Annotated in this window: 19 protein-coding genes; 2 read left to right on the top strand and 17 right to left on the bottom strand. The window is 50.4% G+C overall.

Annotated elements, in window-relative coordinates; all coding sequences use genetic code 11:
• Positions 1-17: 17 nt before the first annotated feature.
• The 17 genes from eno to MPL1_RS09845 form a co-directional block, all read right to left on the bottom strand.
• Positions 18-1,298, bottom strand: coding sequence for a phosphopyruvate hydratase (gene eno / locus MPL1_RS09925; protein WP_009727002.1), 1,281 nt, complete (start codon positions 1,296-1,298; stop codon positions 18-20).
• Between the two features lie 120 nt (positions 1,299-1,418).
• Positions 1,419-2,255, bottom strand: coding sequence for a 3-deoxy-8-phosphooctulonate synthase (kdsA, locus tag MPL1_RS09920; protein WP_009727001.1), 837 nt, complete (start codon positions 2,253-2,255; stop codon positions 1,419-1,421).
• Positions 2,255-3,892 (bottom strand): CTP synthase, encoded by a 1,638-nt coding sequence (locus MPL1_RS09915; RefSeq protein ID WP_009727000.1) that lies wholly within the window; start codon positions 3,890-3,892, stop codon positions 2,255-2,257. The genes kdsA and MPL1_RS09915 overlap by 1 nt, the downstream gene beginning before the upstream one ends.
• Positions 3,893-3,947: 55 nt before the next feature.
• Positions 3,948-5,315 carry a tRNA lysidine(34) synthetase TilS gene (tilS, locus tag MPL1_RS09910; protein WP_009726999.1) on the bottom strand — a complete coding sequence of 456 codons (1,368 nt, stop codon included), beginning with the start codon at positions 5,313-5,315 and terminating at the stop codon, positions 3,948-3,950.
• Positions 5,316-5,322: 7 nt separating this feature from the next.
• Positions 5,323-6,279: an acetyl-CoA carboxylase carboxyl transferase subunit alpha gene (gene accA / locus MPL1_RS09905; RefSeq protein ID WP_009726998.1), complete on the bottom strand. Its 957-nt coding sequence runs from the start codon at positions 6,277-6,279 to the stop codon at positions 5,323-5,325.
• Positions 6,280-6,449: 170 nt separating this feature from the next.
• Positions 6,450-7,550 (bottom strand): PilT/PilU family type 4a pilus ATPase, encoded by a 1,101-nt coding sequence (locus tag MPL1_RS09900; RefSeq protein WP_009726997.1) that lies wholly within the window; start codon positions 7,548-7,550, stop codon positions 6,450-6,452.
• A 76-nt stretch (positions 7,551-7,626) separates the two neighbouring features.
• On the bottom strand, positions 7,627-11,133 hold the full coding sequence (dnaE, locus tag MPL1_RS09895; protein WP_009726996.1) for a DNA polymerase III subunit alpha: 3,507 nt from the start codon (positions 11,131-11,133) through the stop codon (positions 7,627-7,629).
• 64 nt (positions 11,134-11,197) lie between these two features.
• The gene (gene nagZ, locus MPL1_RS09890) at positions 11,198-12,247 is read right to left on the bottom strand and encodes a beta-N-acetylhexosaminidase (RefSeq protein WP_009726995.1); all 1,050 of its coding nucleotides are present in this window, start codon (positions 12,245-12,247) and stop codon (positions 11,198-11,200) included.
• A 13-nt stretch (positions 12,248-12,260) separates the two neighbouring features.
• On the bottom strand, positions 12,261-12,764 hold the full coding sequence (locus tag MPL1_RS09885) for a L,D-transpeptidase (protein WP_009726994.1): 504 nt from the start codon (positions 12,762-12,764) through the stop codon (positions 12,261-12,263).
• Between the two features lie 5 nt (positions 12,765-12,769).
• A complete protein-coding gene (locus MPL1_RS09880) occupies positions 12,770-13,846 on the bottom strand; it encodes a vWA domain-containing protein (RefSeq protein WP_009726993.1) in 1,077 nt (358 codons plus the stop codon).
• Between the two features lie 41 nt (positions 13,847-13,887).
• Positions 13,888-14,841, bottom strand: coding sequence for a VWA domain-containing protein (locus MPL1_RS09875; protein ID WP_009726992.1), 954 nt, complete (start codon positions 14,839-14,841; stop codon positions 13,888-13,890).
• Between the two features lie 57 nt (positions 14,842-14,898).
• Complete coding sequence (locus MPL1_RS09870) at positions 14,899-15,438, bottom strand: tetratricopeptide repeat protein (protein WP_009726991.1); 540 nt, start codon at positions 15,436-15,438, stop codon at positions 14,899-14,901.
• The gene (locus MPL1_RS09865; RefSeq protein WP_009726990.1) at positions 15,431-16,447 is read right to left on the bottom strand and encodes a vWA domain-containing protein; all 1,017 of its coding nucleotides are present in this window, start codon (positions 16,445-16,447) and stop codon (positions 15,431-15,433) included. The genes MPL1_RS09870 and MPL1_RS09865 overlap by 8 nt, the downstream gene beginning before the upstream one ends.
• A complete protein-coding gene (locus MPL1_RS09860; protein WP_009726989.1) occupies positions 16,444-17,289 on the bottom strand; it encodes a hypothetical protein in 846 nt (281 codons plus the stop codon). Before MPL1_RS09860 ends, MPL1_RS09865 begins: the two co-directional genes overlap by 4 nt.
• 11 nt (positions 17,290-17,300) lie before the next feature.
• Positions 17,301-18,191, bottom strand: coding sequence for a DUF58 domain-containing protein (locus MPL1_RS09855; protein ID WP_152417647.1), 891 nt, complete (start codon positions 18,189-18,191; stop codon positions 17,301-17,303).
• 11 nt (positions 18,192-18,202) lie between these two features.
• On the bottom strand, positions 18,203-19,222 hold the full coding sequence (locus tag MPL1_RS09850; protein WP_009726987.1) for an AAA family ATPase: 1,020 nt from the start codon (positions 19,220-19,222) through the stop codon (positions 18,203-18,205).
• Positions 19,223-19,249: 27 nt separating this feature from the next.
• Entirely contained in the window at positions 19,250-19,666 is a 417-nt protein-coding gene (locus MPL1_RS09845; RefSeq protein WP_009726986.1) for a hypothetical protein, read from the bottom strand.
• A 188-nt stretch (positions 19,667-19,854) separates the two neighbouring features.
• Between MPL1_RS09845 and MPL1_RS09840 the strand changes: the two genes are divergently transcribed.
• Together MPL1_RS09840 and MPL1_RS09835 are read left to right on the top strand one after the other, a co-directional pair.
• On the top strand, positions 19,855-21,219 hold the full coding sequence (locus tag MPL1_RS09840) for a sensor histidine kinase (RefSeq protein WP_009726985.1): 1,365 nt from the start codon (positions 19,855-19,857) through the stop codon (positions 21,217-21,219).
• The coding region (locus MPL1_RS09835; RefSeq protein WP_009726984.1) for a response regulator at positions 21,216-21,493 on the top strand (278 nt) is incomplete at its 3' end. The genes MPL1_RS09840 and MPL1_RS09835, both read left to right, overlap by 4 nt.

The raw sequence follows: 21,493 nt of genomic DNA, 5'->3' as shown, positions 1-21,493 counted from the left end.
TTCAGTCTCGAACTGCTTCAGAATTTGAATACATCAGAACCGGGATAGCTCGCAGCTGATCCCAATGCCGCTTCAATTCGCAGCAGTTGGTTATATTTGGCCACACGGTCAGAACGACACAGTGAACCGGTTTTAATCTGACCAGCTCCGGTCGCAACAGCAAGATCAGCAATAAAGCTGTCTTCAGTTTCACCGCTACGGTGAGAAATAACCGAGCGATAACCCGCTTTGTTACCCATCTCAATCGCCGCCAGCGTCTCACTCAAAGTGCCGATCTGGTTCAGTTTAATCAGAATAGCGTTAGCTACATTGCTGTCGATGCCTTGCTTGAGCAGACGCGTATTGGTGACAAACAGATCATCGCCCACCAACTGCACACGGTTGCCAATGCGGGCCGTGAGTTGCTGCCAACCATCCCAGTCATTTTCATCAAGACCATCTTCGATACTGACAATCGGATACTGCTCAGACCAGGCAGCCAGCATGTCAACCATATCAGAGGCTGACAATTGACGGTTTTCAGAAGTCAGATGATAAACACCGTCTTTATAGAATTCCGAACTGGCCACATCCAGCGCCAGAGAAATATCACTGCCCAGTTTAAAGCCAGCCTTGTCGATGGCATCCAGAATCAAATCAATCGCCGCCTGGTTGGATGGCAGATCAGGTGCAAAACCACCCTCATCACCGACCGCAGTGCTCAGGCCACGCTGATTTAGTACGGATTTAAGCGCGTGGAACACTTCGGTGCCGTAACGCAGCGCTTCAGCGAAGCTTGGCGCACCATTTGGCACGATCATGAATTCCTGAATATCCACTTTATTGTCGGCATGGGCGCCGCCGTTCAGGATATTCATCATCGGCACTGGCATCACTGAGGGCGCTTTATCACCAGCCAGGTATTGATACAGGGGCAATGAAGCGGCATTGGCCGCAGCACGCGCATTGGCCAGTGAAACGGCCAGTAGTGCATTGGCACCCAGGCGTTGTTTATTTTCCGAGCCATCGGTTTTGATCAGCAACTCATCCACAGCTGCCTGGTCGGAGGCATCCTGACCTTTCAGGGCCGCGGCTAATTCACCATTGACCGCAGCGACGGCTTTCAATACACCTTTACCGAGATAACGCTTGGCATCGCCGTCACGCAACTCTACCGCTTCCTTCTGTCCAGTCGAGGCACCTGACGGCACTGCCGCAGTTCCGCGATGACCAGAACTCAGAATGACATCTGCCTCTACGGTAGGGTTTCCACGAGAATCCAGGATCTCTCGTGCTTGAATCGATTCAATTTTGCTCATTGCAAATCTCCGTTTAAACCATGAATGTTGTTGGCGGTTTTGCCACGCTGAAATTAGAACTAGCGTCTGTTTAATCTTCTGTCATCACCGCAGTTGGCGGCGGTCAAAGTTACACAGACCCTAGAGGTATTCATCTTCAAGAAAGTTGTTTTGTTTGACCACGGCATCCACCGCCATCAAAGTCGACAACAGCTCATGCATTTTGGCCAGTGGCCATGAGTTTGGCCCATCACTCAGCGCCTGCTCCGGATTAGGGTGTGTTTCCATAAACAAACCGGCGATTCCCGCCGCTACCGCAGAGCGCGCCAGAACCGGCACAAACTGGCGCTGACCACCCGACATACCGCCTTGACCACCAGGCTGTTGTACGGAGTGGGTGGCATCAAATACCACCGGGCAATCCATCTGGCGCATCACCGGCAAGCCACGCATGTCCGATATCAGTGTGTTATAGCCAAATGATGTGCCACGTTCGCATAGCATAATCTGCTGATTACCGGTTGATTTGGCTTTTTCAGCAACATGAGCCATATCCCATGGCGCCAGAAACTGACCTTTCTTGATATTAACCGGCAAGCCTTGGCTGGCAACATTGATAATGAAATTGGTTTGCCGACACAAAAAAGCCGGTGTCTGCAGCACATCAACTACGCTGGCCACTTCTGCAAGTGGAGTGTCTTCATGAACATCAGTCAAAATCGGCACATTCAGCGTTTTTTTGACTTTTTCCAGAATCGCAAGACCCGCTTCAATGCCAGGTCCACGGTAACTTTTTGTTGATGTCCGGTTCGCCTTGTCAAATGAAGATTTGTAGATGAAAGGAATGCCCAGACTGTCAGTGATTTCCTTCAATTGACCAGCGACATCCATGGTCATCTGTTCGCTTTCAATGACACAGGTACCGGCAATTAAAAACAGTGGTTGTTTTTCACCGACTTCAAAACCACATAATTGCATCAGGCTTGGCCTCGCTGTTGACGATTGAGTTTAGCGGCGTTGATAAAGCCTTCAAACAAACGATGTCCATGCCGCGGAGTAGAGGTAAACTCGGGATGGAATTGGCAGGCCACAAACCATGGATGTCCGGGAATTTCGATCATCTCGGCCAGCGAGTTGTCTCGCGACATGCCTGAAAATACCAGCCCCGCCTGTTCCAGTTGAGATTTGTAGTTGCTGTTGAATTCATATCGATGGCGATGGCGTTCAATAATTTCTGACTGGCCGTAAATTTTCTGAGCAAGGCTACCCTCAGTCAACACACATGGATAGCCGCCCAGGCGCATGGTGCCGCCCAGATCAGAATCCTGGTCACGCAATTCAACACTGCCATCTTCTTTTTGCCATTCGGTGATCAGGCCAATCACCGGATGCGGTGTATTGAGATCAAACTCGGTACTAAATGCCCCTTCCAGCCCCGCCATGTGACGTGCGTACTCGATCACGGCGACCTGCATACCCAGACAGATTCCGAGGTAAGGAATTTTGTTTTCCCGAGCGAAACGTGCCGTTTGAATCATGCCTTCAACACCGCGTTTGCCAAAACCACCTGGCACCAGAATCGCGTCCATTGAAGCAATGCAATCGGTGCCCTGCTTCTCGACAAGTTCAGAGTCAACGTAATGCACATTCACTTTGGTACGGGTATGAATCCCTGCATGAACCAAAGCTTCTGACAGTGATTTATAGGCTTCGGTCAGTTCCATGTATTTGCCGACCATGGCAATGTCCACTTCACCATCCGGGTTGCAAAGATTATCGTAAACCTGCTGCCACTGACTCAAATCAGCCGGTTTTGCGTCTAATCCCAGTTGTTTGACGACAATTTCATCCAGATTTTGTCGGTGCAATTCCATTGGAATCTTGTAGATACTGTCAACATCAACCGCCGTGATTACAGACTTCTCTGGCACATTGGTAAACAGGGCAATTTTGCGACGTTCCGATTCAGGCAGTTCACGATCCATACGGCACAACAGCACATCTGGCTGAATACCGATGGTGCGGAGTTCTTTGACCGAATGCTGGGTCGGTTTGGTTTTTATTTCGCCAGCCGAACTGATGTAAGGCACCAGGGTGAGGTGGATGAACAGCGCACGATCGCGACCAAGTTCCGTCGCCATCTGGCGAATGGTTTCCAGGAATGGCAGCGATTCGATATCGCCGACAGTACCGCCGATTTCGATCAGGGCAACATCAGCATCTCCTGCCCCTTCGTAAATGCAGCGCTTAATCTCATCGGTGATATGCGGAATGACCTGTACTGTGTTGCCCAGGTATTCACCACGACGCTCTTTACGAATAACGTTTTCGTAGATCTGACCTGTGGTGTGATTGTTACGACTGGCCATGTTGGCGTCGATAAAACGCTCATAATGACCAAGATCCAGATCGGTCTCGGCTCCATCATCAGTGACAAATACTTCGCCGTGCTGCAAAGGACTCATCGTGCCGGGATCAACATTGATGTAGGGGTCTAACTTGACCAGCGTGACCTTCAGTCCACGGGCTTCAAGTATCGCTGCCAGCGAGGCTGCCGCGATTCCCTTACCAAGAGACGACACCACACCACCAGTGACAAAGATAAATTTAGTCATATTGGAGAGTTCAAAATAAAAACGGCGCCGCCAGAATGGCAGCGCACAAAATTGCTCATAAATTACCAGAATCAGCGATATCGCTCAATGAAAAACTGGTCTGCTGACCGGCTTGCGTGTGCGCAATCCAGCCCGTTTCATTGTCTTTGACGGCATGCTTTGCAGACCAGCCATAGCCCACGACGGCGACAAGCTCGCTGCCGGCAAACAACAGCGGAATTCGTTGACGTTGCCAGGGCGGGATCTGCCATTGCTGAAAAAGCTTTTTCAGTGAATGGTGATGAGCATGTCCTGCCAGCTGAATTTTTTCACCGCCTTTGCGATAAGCAACGGTCAATCCAGATTGGATTGTCTGCAAACTCAGGCCTGCGCCACGATGCGGCTGCCAATGTAAAATCATGTTGTCTGATAAAGGAATATCGCTGGTATCGACCAGATGAATCGGCTGCGGCCGCGAACAAGGGGCTGCCATGGCATACAGTCGCTGGTGAAACCTTCTGACCTCAACATTATGCCAATGCACCAGCGGCTCACGATCTATTGCTGCGCTGAAGACATCATCCATGATTCGCTCAAGCTGAATGGTAGCAGGTGCCTGAAAGCCCAGTCGCTGTAGCCAGAATCTGAGGGCATTTGCACATCGCTGTCGACTGAGCTGACTGAGAGCAGAAATTGAAACACTGGCTACGGCCCAATCAACCTCGGCTGCTGCTAAGTCGGCCTGGGCAAGTTCATCCAGTAACAGTTGGGCATCTGCCTGATGACTGGCCGTTCGACTCAATGTTGCCGATATTGCTGGCCAGCGATCCGCCAGCAGCGGCATCACCTGATGCCGCAAAAAATTTCGATTGATTGAAATATCGTCATTACTCGGGTCTTCCAGCCAGTCAAGTTGATGTTGATTAGCGTAGGCCACCAGTGCATCGCGCGAAACATTCAGCAAGGGTCTAACTACCCTCAAACCGGCAAGATCTGTCACCGCCTGCATCGCAGAAAGCCCCCGCACACCCGCACCACGAAACAGCTGTAACAACACTGTTTCAGCCTGGTCCTGCTGATGCTGTGCAGTTAACAAACAATCCTGCTCAGTCAATCGTTGCCTGAATGCCTGATAGCGTGCCTGTCTGGCAGCCGCTTCTAGTCCAAGTTCGTTGATCTGCGTGACATTGACTTTGATGACTTCACAGCAAAGACCCAGCGCCTCAACCGTTTTTTGGCAGTGAATTGCCCATCGGGCTGAGTCAGCATTGAGCCCGTGATCGATGTGAATAACGCTCAGTTTGGGGCGCTGTTCTACTGGCAAGCTTGCCAGCAGGTGTAATAGCACGTGTGAATCAACACCGCCGCTGTAGGCCAGACAGAGATTGCGGCCAGCGCTCAGCCGCAGTACTTCGCTCAGGATGTACTGCGGATTAACTGTCACGGCTTAATCAGCCTTCAAACTCACCATACTCGAGCAGTCGTTTTTGACGCCGGCGGACAAGTTCTTCGCTGGAAATAGCAGACAACTGTTTGAGTTGTTTGTTGATGGACAGTTTCAGGCGTTTGGCCATGTCATCAAGGTTTCGATGCGCACCACCCAGCGGTTCTGGCAGTACTTCATCGACCAGCCCCAGTTCCTTGAGCCTGCCTGAGGTGACACCCAGTGTGGCCGCCGCATCAGGTGCTTTTTCGGCACTTTTCCACAGGATTGAGGCACAACCTTCGGGAGAAATGACCGAGTAGATGCCATATTCAAGCATCATCAAATGATCAGCGACACCTACTGCCAGAGCACCACCAGAGCCACCTTCACCAATGACAGTGCTGATAATCGGTGTTTTCAGACTGGCCATTTCAAACAGGTTACGAGCAATAGCTTCACTTTGACCACGCTCTTCAGCACCAATCCCAGGATAGGCGCCAGGCGTGTCGATGAACGTTAATACCGGCATCGAAAAACGCTCGGCCAACTTCATGATTCTTAATGCCTTGCGATAGCCTTCAGGACGGGGCATGCCAAAATTACGCAACACTTTTTCTTTGGTATCGCGACCTTTCTGGTGTCCAATCACCGCGACTGGCTGACCATCCAGGCGGCCGATGCCACAGACCAGTGCTTTGTCGTCAGCATAGGTTCTGTCGCCATGCAGTTCTTCAAAGTCAGTCAGCAGACGCTGCACATAATCAAGCGTATATGGGCGTTGCGGGTGGCGAGCCATTTGCGTGACCTGCCATGGTGTCAAAGAAGCAAAAATTGAACGCGTCAGCGATTCACTTTTTTCCTTTAATTTCTGAATTTCCTCGGTGATATTCAAGTCACTGTCGTTACTCATGTAACGCAATTCATCGATTTTGGCTTCAAGCTCTGCAATAGGTTGCTCGTAGTCAAGGAAGTGTAATTGCATCGTCCAATAATCCCGGATTCAAATTTTTCGATTATACACGCTCTAAGGACAGTTGAGCTGTTAACACCGTATCTGCTGGTGACTATTTTTGCGTATAACCGGACGGACACAGAGCGATGTATTGACTTTATGCAGGTCGCCTACAACCATTTAGTGCATGGTTGTTGACCTTAATTCATTATCAATTCGCTGTGACCATCCGCGTCGTCTTGGCTACTGTTCATACGAATTTCGAGACTGACATCATTCTTCGAATCGGCATTTTGCAGTGCTTCTTCCATACTAATCTTGCCGTCATAGAACAGTTGAAGCAGTGCCTGATCAAATGTGATGGTGCCGGCGGCACTGCTGTCTTTCATGGCTTCCTTGATACCACCAATGTCGCCTTTACTGATAAGTTCGGCAATAAACGGAGTTGACAGCATCACCTCTACAGCCGGCACCAAACCACCTTGCTTACTGGGCAGCAAACGTTGGGAAACTATCGCTCGCAGATTCAGTGATAAATCCATCAACAACTGCCGGTGCATGGCTTCAGGGAAGAAGTTAAGAATACGGTCCAATGCCTGATTGGCATTATTCGCGTGCAATGTGGCTAGACAGAGGTGACCGGTTTCCGAGTAATTGATGGCATGTTTCATGGTTTCCATATCACGAATCTCGCCAATCAAAATGACATCTGGCGCTTCACGCAGGGCATTTTTCAAGGCATTTTCGTAGGATAAGGTGTCAATACCAACTTCGCGTTGCTGCACAATTGAACGGCCATGCGCGTGGACAAACTCCAAAGGATCTTCAATAGTCAGGATATGCGAGTTGGTGGTCTGATTGCGATGACCAATCATGGCGGCCAAGGTAGTTGATTTACCACTGCCGGTAGCCCCCACCACCAGAATCAAACCCCGTTTTTCGATAATGATATTGCCAAGTACATCTGGCAGATTCATTTCTTCGAATTTTGGAATTTTGCTCTTGATATAGCGGATGACGATTGAAACTTCACCGCGCTGACGAAACACATTTACCCTGAATCGCCCGACATCCTTGAGCGGTACTGCAAAGTTCATTTCCATAACGCTCTGAAATTCAGCACGCTGTTGCTCGTTCATCAGCGCATTTGCCAGTTGTTCCACTTCGCCGGGCAACATCTTTTTATTGCCTATCGGGCGAATCACACCCTGGATCTTTAATTGCGGCTCGGTGCCGGTGCAGAAAAACAGATCCGAAGCTTCTTTTTCGGCCATCAATTTCAGATAAGGTGTCATGTCCATCGAGTTCAGTTCTCCGCAGTACCCGTTGTAAACGCCGATCATCAGAGCGATGCCGAGCTGCTATTAAAATCGCTTGTCAGTCGTTTCGTGCTTCGGCATACCGGATTGTAACAGCGCGCGTCACCGGCAAGTTTGCCAATTGCGTCAGCAGACTGTCCGTCGGCGCAATTTTCCAGTCTTCTCCGAAAGTCAGCAGTGCAGATGCCTCTGAATTGGCATATTTCAGTTCTACCGACAACATGCCGCCCTTGAAAGGCATCAAGGTCTGTTCCAGCTGACCCAGCCACTGCACATCATCATCTTGCTGCTCGACCTGAATCTGTAGCGCTGTGCCAAACAATTCACGTGCCTTATCGAGACCATACACCGCCTCGGCGGTGGCGGCGAGTCCGCCGGTAAAATTATCCTGACCGATTTTGCCTTGGATCACCACCAGCTTATCAGGTTGTAATAAAGACTGATGCTGCTCATAAACCTCTGAAAATACACGTACTTCAAGTCGCGCCGTTTGATCATCCAATGTGATAAAGGCCATGCGACTGCCGTTTTTGGATTTCATGGTGCGTATTGCGACAATCAGTCCAGCGGTACGTACAGGGATCTCGTTACGTTGATAACCTTTTGCTTCCGGCGCATCCAGCTCGTTAATTCTTTTCGGAATAAATCGACTCAATTCCTGAACATAACGATCAATCGGATGACCACTCAGATACAGTCCCAGTGTTTCCTTTTCTGCCTGCAACAGCTGATCTTCAGGCCATTCCGCCACCTGTTGCAGGGTTTCCCCGGGACTTGCCGTAGCTTGCTCAACAGCACCCGGCAGTCCAAACAAATCATTTTGACCACTGTCCAGATCACGACGATGCTGATCGGCTATCTGTATGGCATTAGCCAGACTGGCTTCGAGACTTGCCCGATGTCCACCCAGTGAATCAAATGCCCCGGACTTCACCAGCGACTCCATTACCCGGCGATTGATTTTTTTCAATTCAACCCGGCGACAGAAGTCAAATAATGACTTGAAAGGTTCGCCAGATTGTCGTTCAGCGACAATGCCCGCCAGCGCTGCTTCACCAACACCTTTAATGGCACCCAGGCCATAACGGATGGTTGTTTCATCCTCAACGGTAAACTTGATTTTGCTGTGATTAACGTCTGGCGGCAGAACCTTGAGATTCATGTCTCTGCATTCGTCAATCAGACTGACCACCTTGTCGGTGTTGTCCATATCCGCCGACAATACCGCTGCCATGAAGGCGGCTGGGTAATGCGCTTTTAACCACGCTGTCTGATAGGCCACCAGTGCGTAAGCGGCCGAGTGAGATTTATTAAAACCATACTCGGCAAATTTTTCCATCAAATCAAAAATGGGGCCTGCGATGTTTTCCTCGATGCCGCGGTTTTGGGCACCTTCCAGGAAGATTTGCCGTTGTTTGGCCATTTCTTCCGGCTTTTTCTTACCCATGGCCCGGCGCAACATGTCCGCACCACCCAGACTGTAACCAGCCAGGATCTGGGCGATTTGCATCACCTGTTCCTGGTAGACAATGACACCATAGGTGGGTTTGAGCACAGGCTCCAGATCTGGATGCGGATAATCAACTCTGGCCCGGCCATGTTTACGGTTGACAAAGTCATCAACCATGCCTGATTGCAAAGGCCCGGGACGGAACAAAGCAACCAATGCGATGATGTCTTCAAAGGTATCCGGTTGCAGCCGCTTGATAAGCTCTTTCATACCACGCGATTCAAGCTGGAATACCGCGGTGGTTTCGCATCGTTTGAGCAGATCGTAGCTAGCCTTGTCATCCAGTGGCAGATTGGTAATGTCAATTTTGGCCGCTTCCGCTTCAGGCAGCATTGCCTTGACATTGTTGACCGCCCAATCGATCACGGTCAGTGTTTTCAGACCAAGAAAGTCGAACTTGACCAGGCCGACACTTTCAACATCATCCTTGTCATATTGTGAGACCAGACCGGCACCGTTGTGCTCGCAATACAGCGGTGTGTATTCGGTGAGCGCCTTGGGTGCAATCACCACCCCGCCGGCATGTTTACCAACATTTCGAGTCAGACCTTCCAGCTGCAAGGCCAGATCGATTAGGGTTTTGACCTCTTCTTCCTGTTGATAACGCTCTTTGAGTTGAGGCTCTTGCTCCATGGCTTTGGTCAGCGTCATCTTCAACTCAAAAGGCACCAGTTTTGCCAATTGGTCAACAAAGCCATAAGGATGCCCCAGTACCCGACCGACATCACGCAATACCGCTTTGGCTGCCATGGTGCCGTAGGTGATGATTTGGGACACATGATCACGGCCATAACGCTGTGATACATAATCGATCACTCGATCCCGGCCATCCATACAAAAATCAACGTCAAAGTCAGGCAGTGATACCCGCTCTGGATTCAAAAATCGTTCAAACAGCAAGTCATAAGCCAGCGGGTCAAGATCGGTAATTTCAAGCGCGTAAGCCACCAGAGAACCGGCACCAGAACCCCGTCCTGGCCCGACGGGCACACCATTGGCTTTGGCCCAGCGGATGAAGTCAGCAACGATCAAAAAGTAACCGGGAAACCCCATGCTGTTAATAACATCAAGTTCGATCTGCAGACGTGACTGGTAAGTTTCACGTTGCGCTTCACGCTCGGCCTCATCGGGGTACAGCACCTCAAGTCGCTTGGCTAAGCCCTTGAATGACTCTTCCGAGAAAAACTGTTCGATAGTCATGCCTTCCGGCACCGGGAAATCCGGCAGGAAATGTTCGCCCAGTGTCAGTTGCAAATTGCAACGCTTGGCGATTTCGACAGTGTTGGTAATGGCTTCCGGAATATCGTGAAACAGCCGAACCATCTCTTCGGCACTACGCAGATATTGTTGCTCTGAATACAATCTGGGACGGCGCGGATCATCAAGTTGACGACCATCATGAATACAGACTTTGGCTTCGTGTGCCTCAAACTGATCCGGCGTCAGAAATCGAACATCGTTGGTAGCCACCACCGGCAAGTCGGCCTCAGCCGCCAAGGTCAAAGCCGCCTGAATAAAGCGTTCCTCATCTTCTCTGCCCGTGCGAATCAGCTCAAGATAGAATCTGCCCGGAAACAAGCCCTGCCAGTACGGCAATGCAGCGAGTGCTTCATCCTGTCGCTGATTGAGTAAGTCTCTGGCTAACACGCCTTCTCGCCCACCTGACAAGCAAATCAAGCCATCCGTATGTCCGGTCAGCCAACTGTGCTCCAGCATGGGCACCCCAAGATGCTGGCCCTCGATATAGGCGCGTGACAGCAACTTCGACAGGTTGTGATAACCCTGCATATTCATGCATAACAGCACAAAACGGCATTGTCGTTTGTTATCGGCAGGATCAATCATCCTGACATCGGCACCAAGGATCGGCTTGATACCGGCTTGAAGCGCAGCATTGTAGAGTTTGACGGCGGCAAACAGATTATGTTGATCGGTGATGGCAATGGCAGGCATGCCAGCCTTGGCCACCGTTGAGGCGAGCGGCTTGACTCTGACCAGGCCATCAACAAGCGAATAATCGGTGTGCAAATGCAAATGTACAAACTGTGCTGACATGTATTCTCAAATTCTGGACTTAATGGCGGGAGGTTCTTGCTCTCTCGGACAGCCGACAGGCTGTTCAAGCAAGATCCATCTGACGTTCCGTATCAGGGGCATAATCTGCAATCAGATTCACCGCCTGCTTCCATTGTTGTGTGGCAAACAAGGTTTGCAAATCCATGGTGTGTCGGCCATGCAACCTGACCAGTCGTGCATGTCGCAGCGGGTCGGCTTCACATTTCAGTGTATCAAGTACCGTTTCAACCTGCTGTGGGTTATTGCACAGCAGCACCAAGTCACAACCAGCCGACAAGGCGGCCTCAGCACGCTGGGTCATATCGCCGATAATGGCGGCACCTTCCATGCTTAAATCATCACTGATAACGGCGCCCTGAAAGCCCAACCGCTGACGCAGGATCTGTTGAATCCAATAGGGTGAAAATCCCGCCGGCAAAGAATCACACTGGCTATAGACGATATGCGCCGGCATCACTCCGGCCAGCACCTTCTGACACAGACGACTGAAAGGCAACATATCGGCTTGCAGCATATCTTCAAGGTGTCGATCATCCACAGGCAAGCCAAGGTGGGAATCAACCTCAACAGCGCCATGACCGGGAAAGTGCTTACCAACCGCTGCCATATAGGCCTGTTTCATTCCGCCGATATAGGCACGAGCCAGATCAGTCACTGCCAAGGGATCACGATGAAAGGCACGATCACCAATCACTTCGCTGACGCCATAATCAAGATCCAGTACCGGCGCGAAACTGAAATCAACGCCTACTGCACGTAATTCTGCCGCCATCAACCAGCCGGTCACTTCAGCCTGATGCAAGGCACGTTGTTTATGTTCGTGATAATGCCGTCCCAGAGCAGCCACGGGCGGTAATCGAGTAAAACCGTCACGAAAGCGTTGTACCCGGCCGCCTTCATGATCGACTGCAATCAGCAAGTGCGGGGTTCTCAAGGCATGAATTTCTGAGGTCAATTCGGCTATCTGCTCAGGAGAGTCATAGTTACGACTAAATAGAATTACACCGCCAACCAGAGGATGTTTGAGAATATCTTTTTCGGTGTCGGTCAGTGTCAAACCGGACACATCCACCATCAGGGGACCCAATGTCATGCCGCTTTTCGCCTTATGCTGTGATCTCAACTGTTGTGCCCACTGGAATCAGTGCAAACAGTGTCAATAAATCATCGTTATGCATCCTGATGCAGCCATGCGACAGCGCAACGCCCATCGGCAACTCATCCGGACAGCCATGAATGTAGATATAGCGCTGCATTGTATCAACATTTGCCAGTCGGTTTCTGCCCTGTTCCAGGCCAGAAAGCCAGAGTATTCTGGTCAAAATCCAATCCCTGTCTGGAAATTTACGGCCCAGTTCAGGGCTATATATTTCGCCGGTAGGACGGCGCCCCACAAAGACCGTGTTGATAGGCAAATCATGCCCTATCTTCGCGCGTACCTGATGCAGGCCACGCGGTGTGCAACCACTGTTTTTTTGCTCGCCCGGCCCGTTTAACGCGGTTGAAACCGGCGCATCAAACAACAAGGTTTCGCCCTGCCATAACCAGCAGTGCTGATCGGCAATTGAAATCTTGAGATAGGGTTCATTTCGACTTTGGGAAGATTGCATCCGGCTCAACTATCAAAAACAAGATACTCACAATAACAAATGCCACTCAGCTTGCGAACATCAACATCATGGCCGCGAGGCAGATAAGCACCCCACCAGCTGTATGCCTGTATCGCGGCAAGCAAGCCAGCCAACATCAGGGCAAACAGCAGAAATCGATCAGCCAGTGACTTTCTTGGCTGTACTTCATCCACCATCAGCGTCTCGTAGTGTTGTTGGTCGATAGCGTCAATGGCATCGGCAAAATCGGAGAGTGAGCCAGCCTCAAACGCTTGATACGGAATACTCAAAGTCTTGAAAAACTCATGAAGCTTGCGCTCAGGCATGTCTACCCACAGGAAGTTATCCTGATCACTGGGTTCCAGGGTCATTCCTCGCATTGCAGGCAGATAAATCCAGATAATGCCAAGCTGCAGTGCTTGATAGCGTTGCCGAATGAACGACTCCTCCTGTTCGGTCAACAATTGGCCGCCATCAGATATCAACAGCACTCTTCGGGCCCCACGATAAATCTCATGTTCAAACATGTCCGCAGCTTTCAGCAAAGCTTCAACGATATTTGTCTGCGAAATACCCCGACCCAGCGCGCCTGCGTCAACAGTCGCCATCACAGCATCCTTGTGATAAGTCAATGACAACAGCTCAGTTGAATGATTACTGAAAAAAACGTAACCAAACCGGTCATCAGGTCGTCGCTGGATAAACTCAATGAGATAATCACGTGATACCTGACGTTTGCTTTGAGTACCGATAGGCACTCTCGATAAGGTATTACGGGGTGCTGCCGCAAAAATATCGTCCATACTGCGGCTTCGGTCGACCAGGATGATGATTTCCGCCCCCTCGCCACTTCGCTGACTCAGCTGTTCGGGAATATGCGGCCCTGCCAGCGCCATAACGAGTAAAGCAATCAGTAAACTGGCCGCGAGTTTAAGCAGCGGCGTCAGAATACGTGACAGAGGATCAACAGGGGTTAATTTAAGCCAGACAACCGACTTTCGGACATCCACATAAACAAAAGGCAACAGTGCCAGCGGCAAGGCCCATAGCAAAGCAGGCAGTTCCCAAACAATATCGCTCATCTGAGTCACCCTGTCTGGTGGGCATTATTGCTGAGCCTGTTTTATGTCTTGCGCTTTCTCAAGCTAAGCAACAACCCATAAGGCAAGTAAAGCAGTAGCAAAAGCAACAACGCCAATCCGGCAAAGATTGGATAGGGATCATAATCAACACGCTGTGTTCTGGCTGAGTCGTGAGCTCTCAGTGTCCGCATCAACTGATTTGCAGTTGGCATATCCAGATAATCAAAGCCGACCATGATGCCGAGCCGCTCCATGTGATCATGCTTTTGTGATGAAAGGTGTTCGGTGCGTTGCACATTTGCCATCGCATCGGCCAGGTCGCCACGAAAAGCAGCATAGACATCGACATGAAGTACTTCATTGACATCCCAATAGCCAATAATCTCCCCATCTTCATTGCTCTTGGGTATCGGCTGCACATCAGTGCCACCTACCCCTATCAGCACACCACTCACTTCACCGGGCGTGCCGCCAAATTTCGGATACAACGTTTCATGCAGCGGTGGTGACTCATGACCATCTGTGATGAATACGATACTCGGCTCCGGGTCCATATCTTTGGCCTGGTTGATTGCCGTAAACAAGGCTTTGGAGACTTCACTCGCCTTAGCCCAGGCCATGGGAGGCTCAATTTTGTATAGCACCTGAATCAGGTCATGATAGTTGGCGCAGACTTCAATTGGATTAACCAGGATCAAACTGCGTGAGTCGGTAAACGCTGCAAGCGCGACTTTTGAGCCACAAGGCATCTGTAACATTGCCTGACGAACAAACTCCTGACTCCAATCGAGTCGAGTGACCGTTTCACGACCTATCCGGGCATCCTTGACCAACATGCTGTCGGTGATGTCGATAACAAACAATGTATCAACGACCTTGATATCCCGATCCACGTGCGGAAACCAGAGTGCCGCCATGATCAACACCACAGCAGCACACATGGCCATTGCGGTCAGGCGAATACGTTGCAAATAATTAATGGAACGCCCAGCCATCTCAACCCCGGATATAAATTGCGAAAAACATTGAAGATTGACGAATGATCAAGTGCATCACGGCAACTCAACCTTGAACGCCTTGCTCTCTATCGACAATTGCTCACTGATAAAGTCTTTTTCAAAAAAGCCGTCCAGTGTTGGATCTTCGGGCACCAGTCTGAGCGCCAGCTCCAGGTTATGCCTTGCATCCCACAAATCAGGATTCAAACGCAGTGCCATCCGATAGTCCTGCTTTGCCAGTTCAACCAGAGAAATATGGCCGCCGTGATCACTGATCGAGCCAATCGCCTCTCTGAAGTTCAAATTGCCACGATTGAAATAGCTGGAAGCCAACATGGCAGGCTCGGCATTGAGCATGCTGGTGGTGTAGGCTTCCCGCGCAGCGTTAATATCACCCGCAGTCGCTTCAGCAATCGCTCTGGCATACCATGCCTGTGGGTAATCCGGCGTCTGCTCCGTTACGGTTGGATCAGCAATAAAGCTGTTCACCGATTGAAACTGCAAAAGCTTCACCATGCCCGCAAGCAACCAGACCAGCGACAGGGCTGCCAGCAGAACCAATCCCCATTGCAGAAACATCAATTTTTTATTCATGCGCTTTTCTCACTCCCCACAGGGTGTACAACTGTGATGCACTTAGCAGCAACAATGCCAACATTGCCAACCACAAAAAAAGGTCTGCACGCGGCTGACGCGGCAAAATATCCTGAACCACCAGCGTCTGATATTGCTGGCGATCGATTTCGTCAATTGCATTGGCAAAATCTTCCATGGAACCGGCTTCAAATGCCCGATATGGCACACCTAGCCCTTTGAAAAACTCATGCAAGCGACGCTCAACTGTATCCACCCACAACAGGTTGTCATCTTCACTCGGTTCAAGTGTCATCGCCATCATCGGCCGCAAAAAAATCCAATATAGAGTCAGATTGTTTTGCCGGTACAACTCGGTGATATACGCCTGTTCTTCCTCGGAAATCACCGCTCCACCGTCGGAGATCAGCAACACAATGCGAGAGCCACGGTAAACTTCCCGTTCAAACATTTCGGCAGCTTCGATCAAAGCATTGACAATGTTGGTATCAGACAAGCCCCGTCCCATTGCACCGGCTTCAATGGTCGCCAGAATCGCTTCACGGCTGTATGTCAGTGGTAATAATTCCTGAGAGTTGGCGCTGAAAAACACATAACCAAAGCGATCATCAGGCCTGCGATTAACAAACTCGGTCAGATAGTCCTTGGAGACACGACGACGACTGTCATCACCATGAGGGCTACGCATTGCCGGTTGATGCACAACCGCAAACGGGTCATCCATACTACGACTTCGGTCTACCAGAATGGCAACTTCCGCGCCCTGCCCGTATCGGTCAACCAATTGCTCGGGCAAAAATGGGCCGGCCAAGGCCACTATCAGTCCGGCGATGGTGAGACTTGCCAGCAATCTGAGCAGAAAAGAAATCGCCTTGGACAACGGATCAACCGGCACCAGGCGTACCCATGCGACTTTTTTGTCGAGATTGTGATTAAGCCAGGGTAATAATGCCAATGGCAGCAACAGCAGCAGATAAGGCGTCGTCCAGCCGAAAGCGGTCAAACTCATGCCAGCTTCTCCCGAGCACGGCAGGCCTTGGTCAACGCATAGATTTCATCAAAATCAACAGCGCCAGCGGCTTCTCTGGCAAAAAAATGGGCTGTTGATTGCTGATAAAAACGTTCAATCTGATCGTTTAATGGTTCAAGCCATGGCGCCGCATCCCAGATAACTTGCAGATGACTGTGCACAATCACTGTCCCCGCTGTCTGGTTGATAGCTTCATGCAGCAGACGGGTTGCGGCATCTGCATCTTTTCGACCACGCCATTTCATCAAAAACAAGTGAAACACCGCATTGGCAAACGGTTTGCGATGACGTGGCCGCAAGCCCAGATGCCAACCCGCCAGCACCAACAGCGTCAACACCAGCACCAACAGAGCCAGTTGAACCTGTTGGCGAGCAGCCTGTGTTTCCAGTAATACCGGTGCATGATCTGGTTTCAGCATCGCAGCACGCAGTTCACCAATATCTGCAGCTAACATTGAGCCAATAGTCATTGGCACACCCGGCACCGTGACAAACTGCCCCTCTGTCGTGCGAACAGTGAACTCAGGTGTTTCAAGTGCCTGCTTTTCGATGGGCACATTGATCAACTGAAAGTACATCTTCAAGCCGTTGTCGGCCTGTTCAATTCGATTGAGGTGCAGCCAGGCACCATATCGACGATCCCGCTGTGGTAATGAACTGCTATCCACAGTCATATCCGGTTCAGGCATGGTGATGGTCAATACAAGTTCATCCCCCAGCTGCAAGCCCCAGCTTCGTTCAAGACTGGCCGTTGCCACATTCTCATCGGCGAGTGCAGGCAAGGACAACATACAAAAAAATAACAGGCTGACAAAGCGCATGAATGAACTTCCTATGATTTTTTCATGGTGTAGAAATACTGCGTCAATTGCTGCGCAGTGATATCACCATTGACAAACAATGGCCTGACCCGATGACGCATAAAACAATCGGTCAGTTGCTCAAAGTGATCCGCCATCATCTGCCGCCAGCGTTTCTGAATACTTGGTCGCATCCAGACACTTTGACGAGTACCGGTTTCTGAATCGCGAATCTCGGTCCAACCGGCATGCGAAGGTATATGATCCACATCATCATGCTGCCAGACGACCGGCACGACGGTGTAATGCGACAGCTTACGCAAGGTGCGATCCAGCAGTTCGATATCAAAGCAGAAATCAGATGCCAGAAATACCATCGCATGTGAACTGGTCACCAAATCAGCACTGTGAAACAAGCCTTCTGCCCCAGCTACTTTTGATGGATTGGCAGCCATCAACATATCCGCGGCCAGCATCGGTGCACTGCGTTGCCGAGTCGGCATGATCGAGACATCCTGCCGCCATTCACTATCAAAGCTGGCCATGGCAAAACGATCACCAAAGCCAATCGCCGAATGCGCCACCATATGTGCCAGTTTTGCCAAGCGGGCATGATCAACAGCGGATACTGCCATTGACTGGGTGATGTCAGCCAGCAACCAAAGCGTAATGGCAGAACGTTGCTGGTAACGACGCACCAGCCAGCGCTGTTGTTCCGATGCCAGCGGATCAGCCAGTTGATTTCTGACACTGGCCCGAACATCGAGCCGACGCGGGTCAGCGTAATCAAACAAATCGGCAAAACCTGCAAAGCGATCACCACTGCCCAATGAGGTACCACTATGAGCCCCCGGCACATGACCAAAGACCTTGTGTGGAAACCGGTAGGTAAACTCCTCCGGCTGAATATTCAGTCGTGACATGGAATCAGCCATCAGGGTGTTGGAATATGATCACGAAGCGCCGACAGGAACAGCGGCATGATCTTTTCACGGCGGCCTTCGTACACCGGTGACAAGAACACTCTGTGCGTCAATGCAGCTTGCAGCACGGTGTGGATGTCCTCCGGTAAAACATGATCTCTGGACTCAAGCCAGGCGCAGACTTTAGCTGCACGGACCATCGCAGACATGCCACGAACACTGGCACCCGCCACCACCAGATCTTCAACAAAAATATCCGGTAATTGCAGATCCAGCTTTTCTGGCTGCCAGGTGGCATCCCAGATACGAACCACATAATTTTCAATTTCAGGTGACACAAAAATTGCCTGCTGTATCTGTTTGTCGAGCTCGTTCAGATCGCGATAATCCAGCAAAGGCTCGGTCACACTGTCCAACAATGCATCAACGTCATGAAACGCAGGATCAAAAATCAGCTTGCGACGAATGGCATCCTCTTCAGGGCGACTGATATTGATTTCAAACAAGAAACGATCTCGTGCCGCAGCACTGAGCTCAAAAGTTTCTTCTTTTTCGACGGCATTTCTATCAGCGAACACCACCATGTGGGGGAAACGAAATTCCTTGCCAAAGGCATCAACACTTCTTTCTGCCATGGCGCGCAGCAACAGAGACTGGACCTGAGGACGTGCGCGGTTGATTTCATTGAAGAAAAATACAGCGGTTTCTTCGCCTTTTGAAATCAGCGGACCGGGATCAATGACCGGTTTTCCGTCCGCATTAACCCAGGCGCTATAGAGCAGGTCATTCGGCATCAAATCGACACTACCCTCGATCCGGCCAAATGCGCCGCCAAGTGCTTTGGCAAAAGTCCTCAACAGAGTGGTTTTACCAACCCCCACTCCACCTTCAAGCAGAACGTGTCCGCGCGAGTGCAAGGCGATCAGAATCAATCTGACCGCTTTCTCTTGCCCGACCACTACCTGATTGACGACTTTTTCCATTGCCAGCGCATGTTCGCGTGCAGTCTCAAGTTGCTGCAAATCCGCCATTATCTTTACCCTCTAAATTTAAGTGTTCTAACCCAACAACCGCCCCAGCGAGAATTGCAGCAACGTGTATGCAATCCAGACGAAGCCTACGGTGGTAATGACAAAACTCACCGCCGAGAATATTTTCCAGCGTTTCTTGTTCCAGAAATCCGGATCGAATGCCGCGACTACAAAAATCGTTGGATTGGTAAAACCGCCGATAGCGACACACCAGCAGGCTATCACAGGCAAGGCAATTCCCGCACCCACCGCTGAACCGTAAAACCCCAGACTAAACAGCGCCATCAGCGCATAGTCGATGTGGGCGCGGATCATGGTTTTGTAATCCACCAGAAAATCGCCATCAATACCTTTGATGGGAAACCACCTGGCAAAAGTCATCAGCCAGGCCGACAGAATCAAAGCGGCAATCATTGCGACCGCGCCAATCAGTAAAATCTCCATTGTTCTCTCCTCAAAATTATTTTTTTTGTAGACACCGTTGTTTTGGGGCCGAAGCAATAGTAACCAATGTGGGCGGGAATAAAAGCGCATCCGGGCTTGTCGGGCAAATTTCCCGAACAGGCAGCAAAGCTATGCTTGCACTCCATCAGCGCCTAAACTTGAGCCATCGCCATGAACTGTCTGACTGAATGAATCTGCAACTATCACTGCTGTTGAGGATCGTACTGATCACCCTAATCTGCCTGCTGGCTAGTGCCAGTTACGTGGTATATCAAACCGATCACCTCGCCAGACAAGAAGCGGTGAGCACCGCCGAACGCATTGATCGTGAGCTGTATCAGCAAATCAAGCGAATTCATCAAGGCTATGATCACGCTGAGGCATTTCCGGACATTCGTCTTTGGCAAGGTATCAACGGCCTGCCCGGTTCATGTATCAGCTTTGAATCGATCAGCAGTCGCCGTCAGCGAAATCTGTGTCAGGAGGTTGATCTGGAAAATCGTGACTGGCCTTTGTGGTTTGGTCAGTTGTATCAACAGCTCTTCAACCCGCACTTTGAGGTTGAACGCGAAGTCGTCTACAACGCCTTTAGTTACGGCAGGATCATTATCTCGCTCAATCAGCAGGCCGAAATATCGCGTGCCTGGCAAAACCTGCAGAGTTTAATGGGCGTCACCATGATCACGGTGCTTGCTTTATCGATGCTGTTTTTTGTCACGGTCAGTCGCATCCTCAGACCCGCCAAACACATCGTCAAAGGCCTTGAAAAAATGCGTCAGGGGGATCTGGCTCAGCGCTTACCAAGATTCGATGTGGCAGAGTGGCGCCGCACCAGTAATGCCATCAACGCACTGGCCGAGTCCCAACAAAATATATTAAATGAAAACAAAGAATTAGCACTTAAACTTATTAATGTACAAGAAGAAGAACATCGCTACATCGCGCGTGAATTACATGATGAGTTTGGTCAGTGTTTGTCAGGAATCAACGCAGTGTCTGCATCAATTCGTCAAACGGCTCGCGAAGATTGCCCTGCCATGCTCGATGAGCTTGAACGCATTCAGGACATCACCGAGCATATGATGACTGCGTTGAGAAACCTGCAAACCCGATTACGTCCCATCGAGATTGATGATATTGGCCTGCAACAGAGTTTGAAAAAACTGGTGAAAAGCTGGAATCAACGCAGCGGTGGTGGCACACAATACTTGCTGAACTGCGATGCCATGATTGATCAGCTGCCTGAACCTTTGCCGGTCAACCTGTATCGGATCGTTCAGGAAAGCCTGACAAATATCGCCAAACATGCCAACGCGACACAGGCTGAAGTGCATATCGCTGTTAATGAACAACAAGTGCAGATCAACATCAACGACAATGGTGATAACAATGCCACCCCCATTGAACCCTCTCTAGGTGTTGGCCTGCTGGGCATTCGCGAGCGCGTATCAGCCCTCGGTGGAGAGATCCTGATCGCCAGAGGCCAACAACACGGCTGGTCGATTCATGTCAAACTGCCTATCAATCATGCTTTGGAGCACACAACATCATGAGTCAAGAGGCTTCCTCACCCATCCGTATTTTATTGGTTGATGACCATGCGATCGTGCGTGAAGGCTACCGGGCGTTACTACAAAAACAAGCCAGACTCACGGTCGTTGCAGAGGCTGCCGATGGCGCCGAAGCCTATCAACTGTATCGCCAGCATCATCCCGATATTGTGGTCATGGATATTTCACTGCCGGGACAAAGCGGTTTGAAGGCACTGGACAGAATTCGTCAGTTAGATGCTGATGCTCGGATCGTGGTATTCAGCATGCATCAAAC

The sequence above is a fragment of the Methylophaga lonarensis MPL genome, assembly GCF_000349205.1.
Classification (GTDB): domain Bacteria; phylum Pseudomonadota; class Gammaproteobacteria; order Nitrosococcales; family Methylophagaceae; genus Methylophaga; species Methylophaga lonarensis.
This window is presented reverse-complemented; position numbering and strand designations above follow the sequence as displayed.

Coding starts and splice junctions, on each gene's coding strand:
- MPL1_RS09845 (WP_009726986.1), bottom strand. CDS start 19,666: ATGGAGATTTTACTGATTGGCGCGGTCGCAATGATTGCCGCTTTGATT.
- MPL1_RS09875 (WP_009726992.1), bottom strand. CDS start 14,841: ATGGCTGGGCGTTCCATTAATTATTTGCAACGTATTCGCCTGACCGCA.
- MPL1_RS09915 (WP_009727000.1), bottom strand. CDS start 3,892: ATGACTAAATTTATCTTTGTCACTGGTGGTGTGGTGTCGTCTCTTGGT.
- MPL1_RS09870 (WP_009726991.1), bottom strand. CDS start 15,438: ATGAATAAAAAATTGATGTTTCTGCAATGGGGATTGGTTCTGCTGGCA.
- nagZ (WP_009726995.1), bottom strand. CDS start 12,247: ATGACATTGGGTCCCCTGATGGTGGATGTGTCCGGTTTGACACTGACC.
- eno (WP_009727002.1), bottom strand. CDS start 1,298: ATGAGCAAAATTGAATCGATTCAAGCACGAGAGATCCTGGATTCTCGT.
- MPL1_RS09900 (WP_009726997.1), bottom strand. CDS start 7,550: ATGGACATGACACCTTATCTGAAATTGATGGCCGAAAAAGAAGCTTCG.
- MPL1_RS09860 (WP_009726989.1), bottom strand. CDS start 17,289: ATGCGCTTTGTCAGCCTGTTATTTTTTTGTATGTTGTCCTTGCCTGCA.
- MPL1_RS09840 (WP_009726985.1), top strand. CDS start 19,855: ATGAATCTGCAACTATCACTGCTGTTGAGGATCGTACTGATCACCCTA.
- dnaE (WP_009726996.1), bottom strand. CDS start 11,133: ATGTCAGCACAGTTTGTACATTTGCATTTGCACACCGATTATTCGCTT.
- MPL1_RS09850 (WP_009726987.1), bottom strand. CDS start 19,222: ATGGCGGATTTGCAGCAACTTGAGACTGCACGCGAACATGCGCTGGCA.
- MPL1_RS09885 (WP_009726994.1), bottom strand. CDS start 12,764: ATGCAATCTTCCCAAAGTCGAAATGAACCCTATCTCAAGATTTCAATT.
- MPL1_RS09865 (WP_009726990.1), bottom strand. CDS start 16,447: ATGAGTTTGACCGCTTTCGGCTGGACGACGCCTTATCTGCTGCTGTTG.
- MPL1_RS09880 (WP_009726993.1), bottom strand. CDS start 13,846: ATGAGCGATATTGTTTGGGAACTGCCTGCTTTGCTATGGGCCTTGCCG.
- accA (WP_009726998.1), bottom strand. CDS start 6,279: ATGCAATTACACTTCCTTGACTACGAGCAACCTATTGCAGAGCTTGAA.
- MPL1_RS09855 (WP_152417647.1), bottom strand. CDS start 18,191: ATGTCACGACTGAATATTCAGCCGGAGGAGTTTACCTACCGGTTTCCA.
- kdsA (WP_009727001.1), bottom strand. CDS start 2,255: ATGCAATTATGTGGTTTTGAAGTCGGTGAAAAACAACCACTGTTTTTA.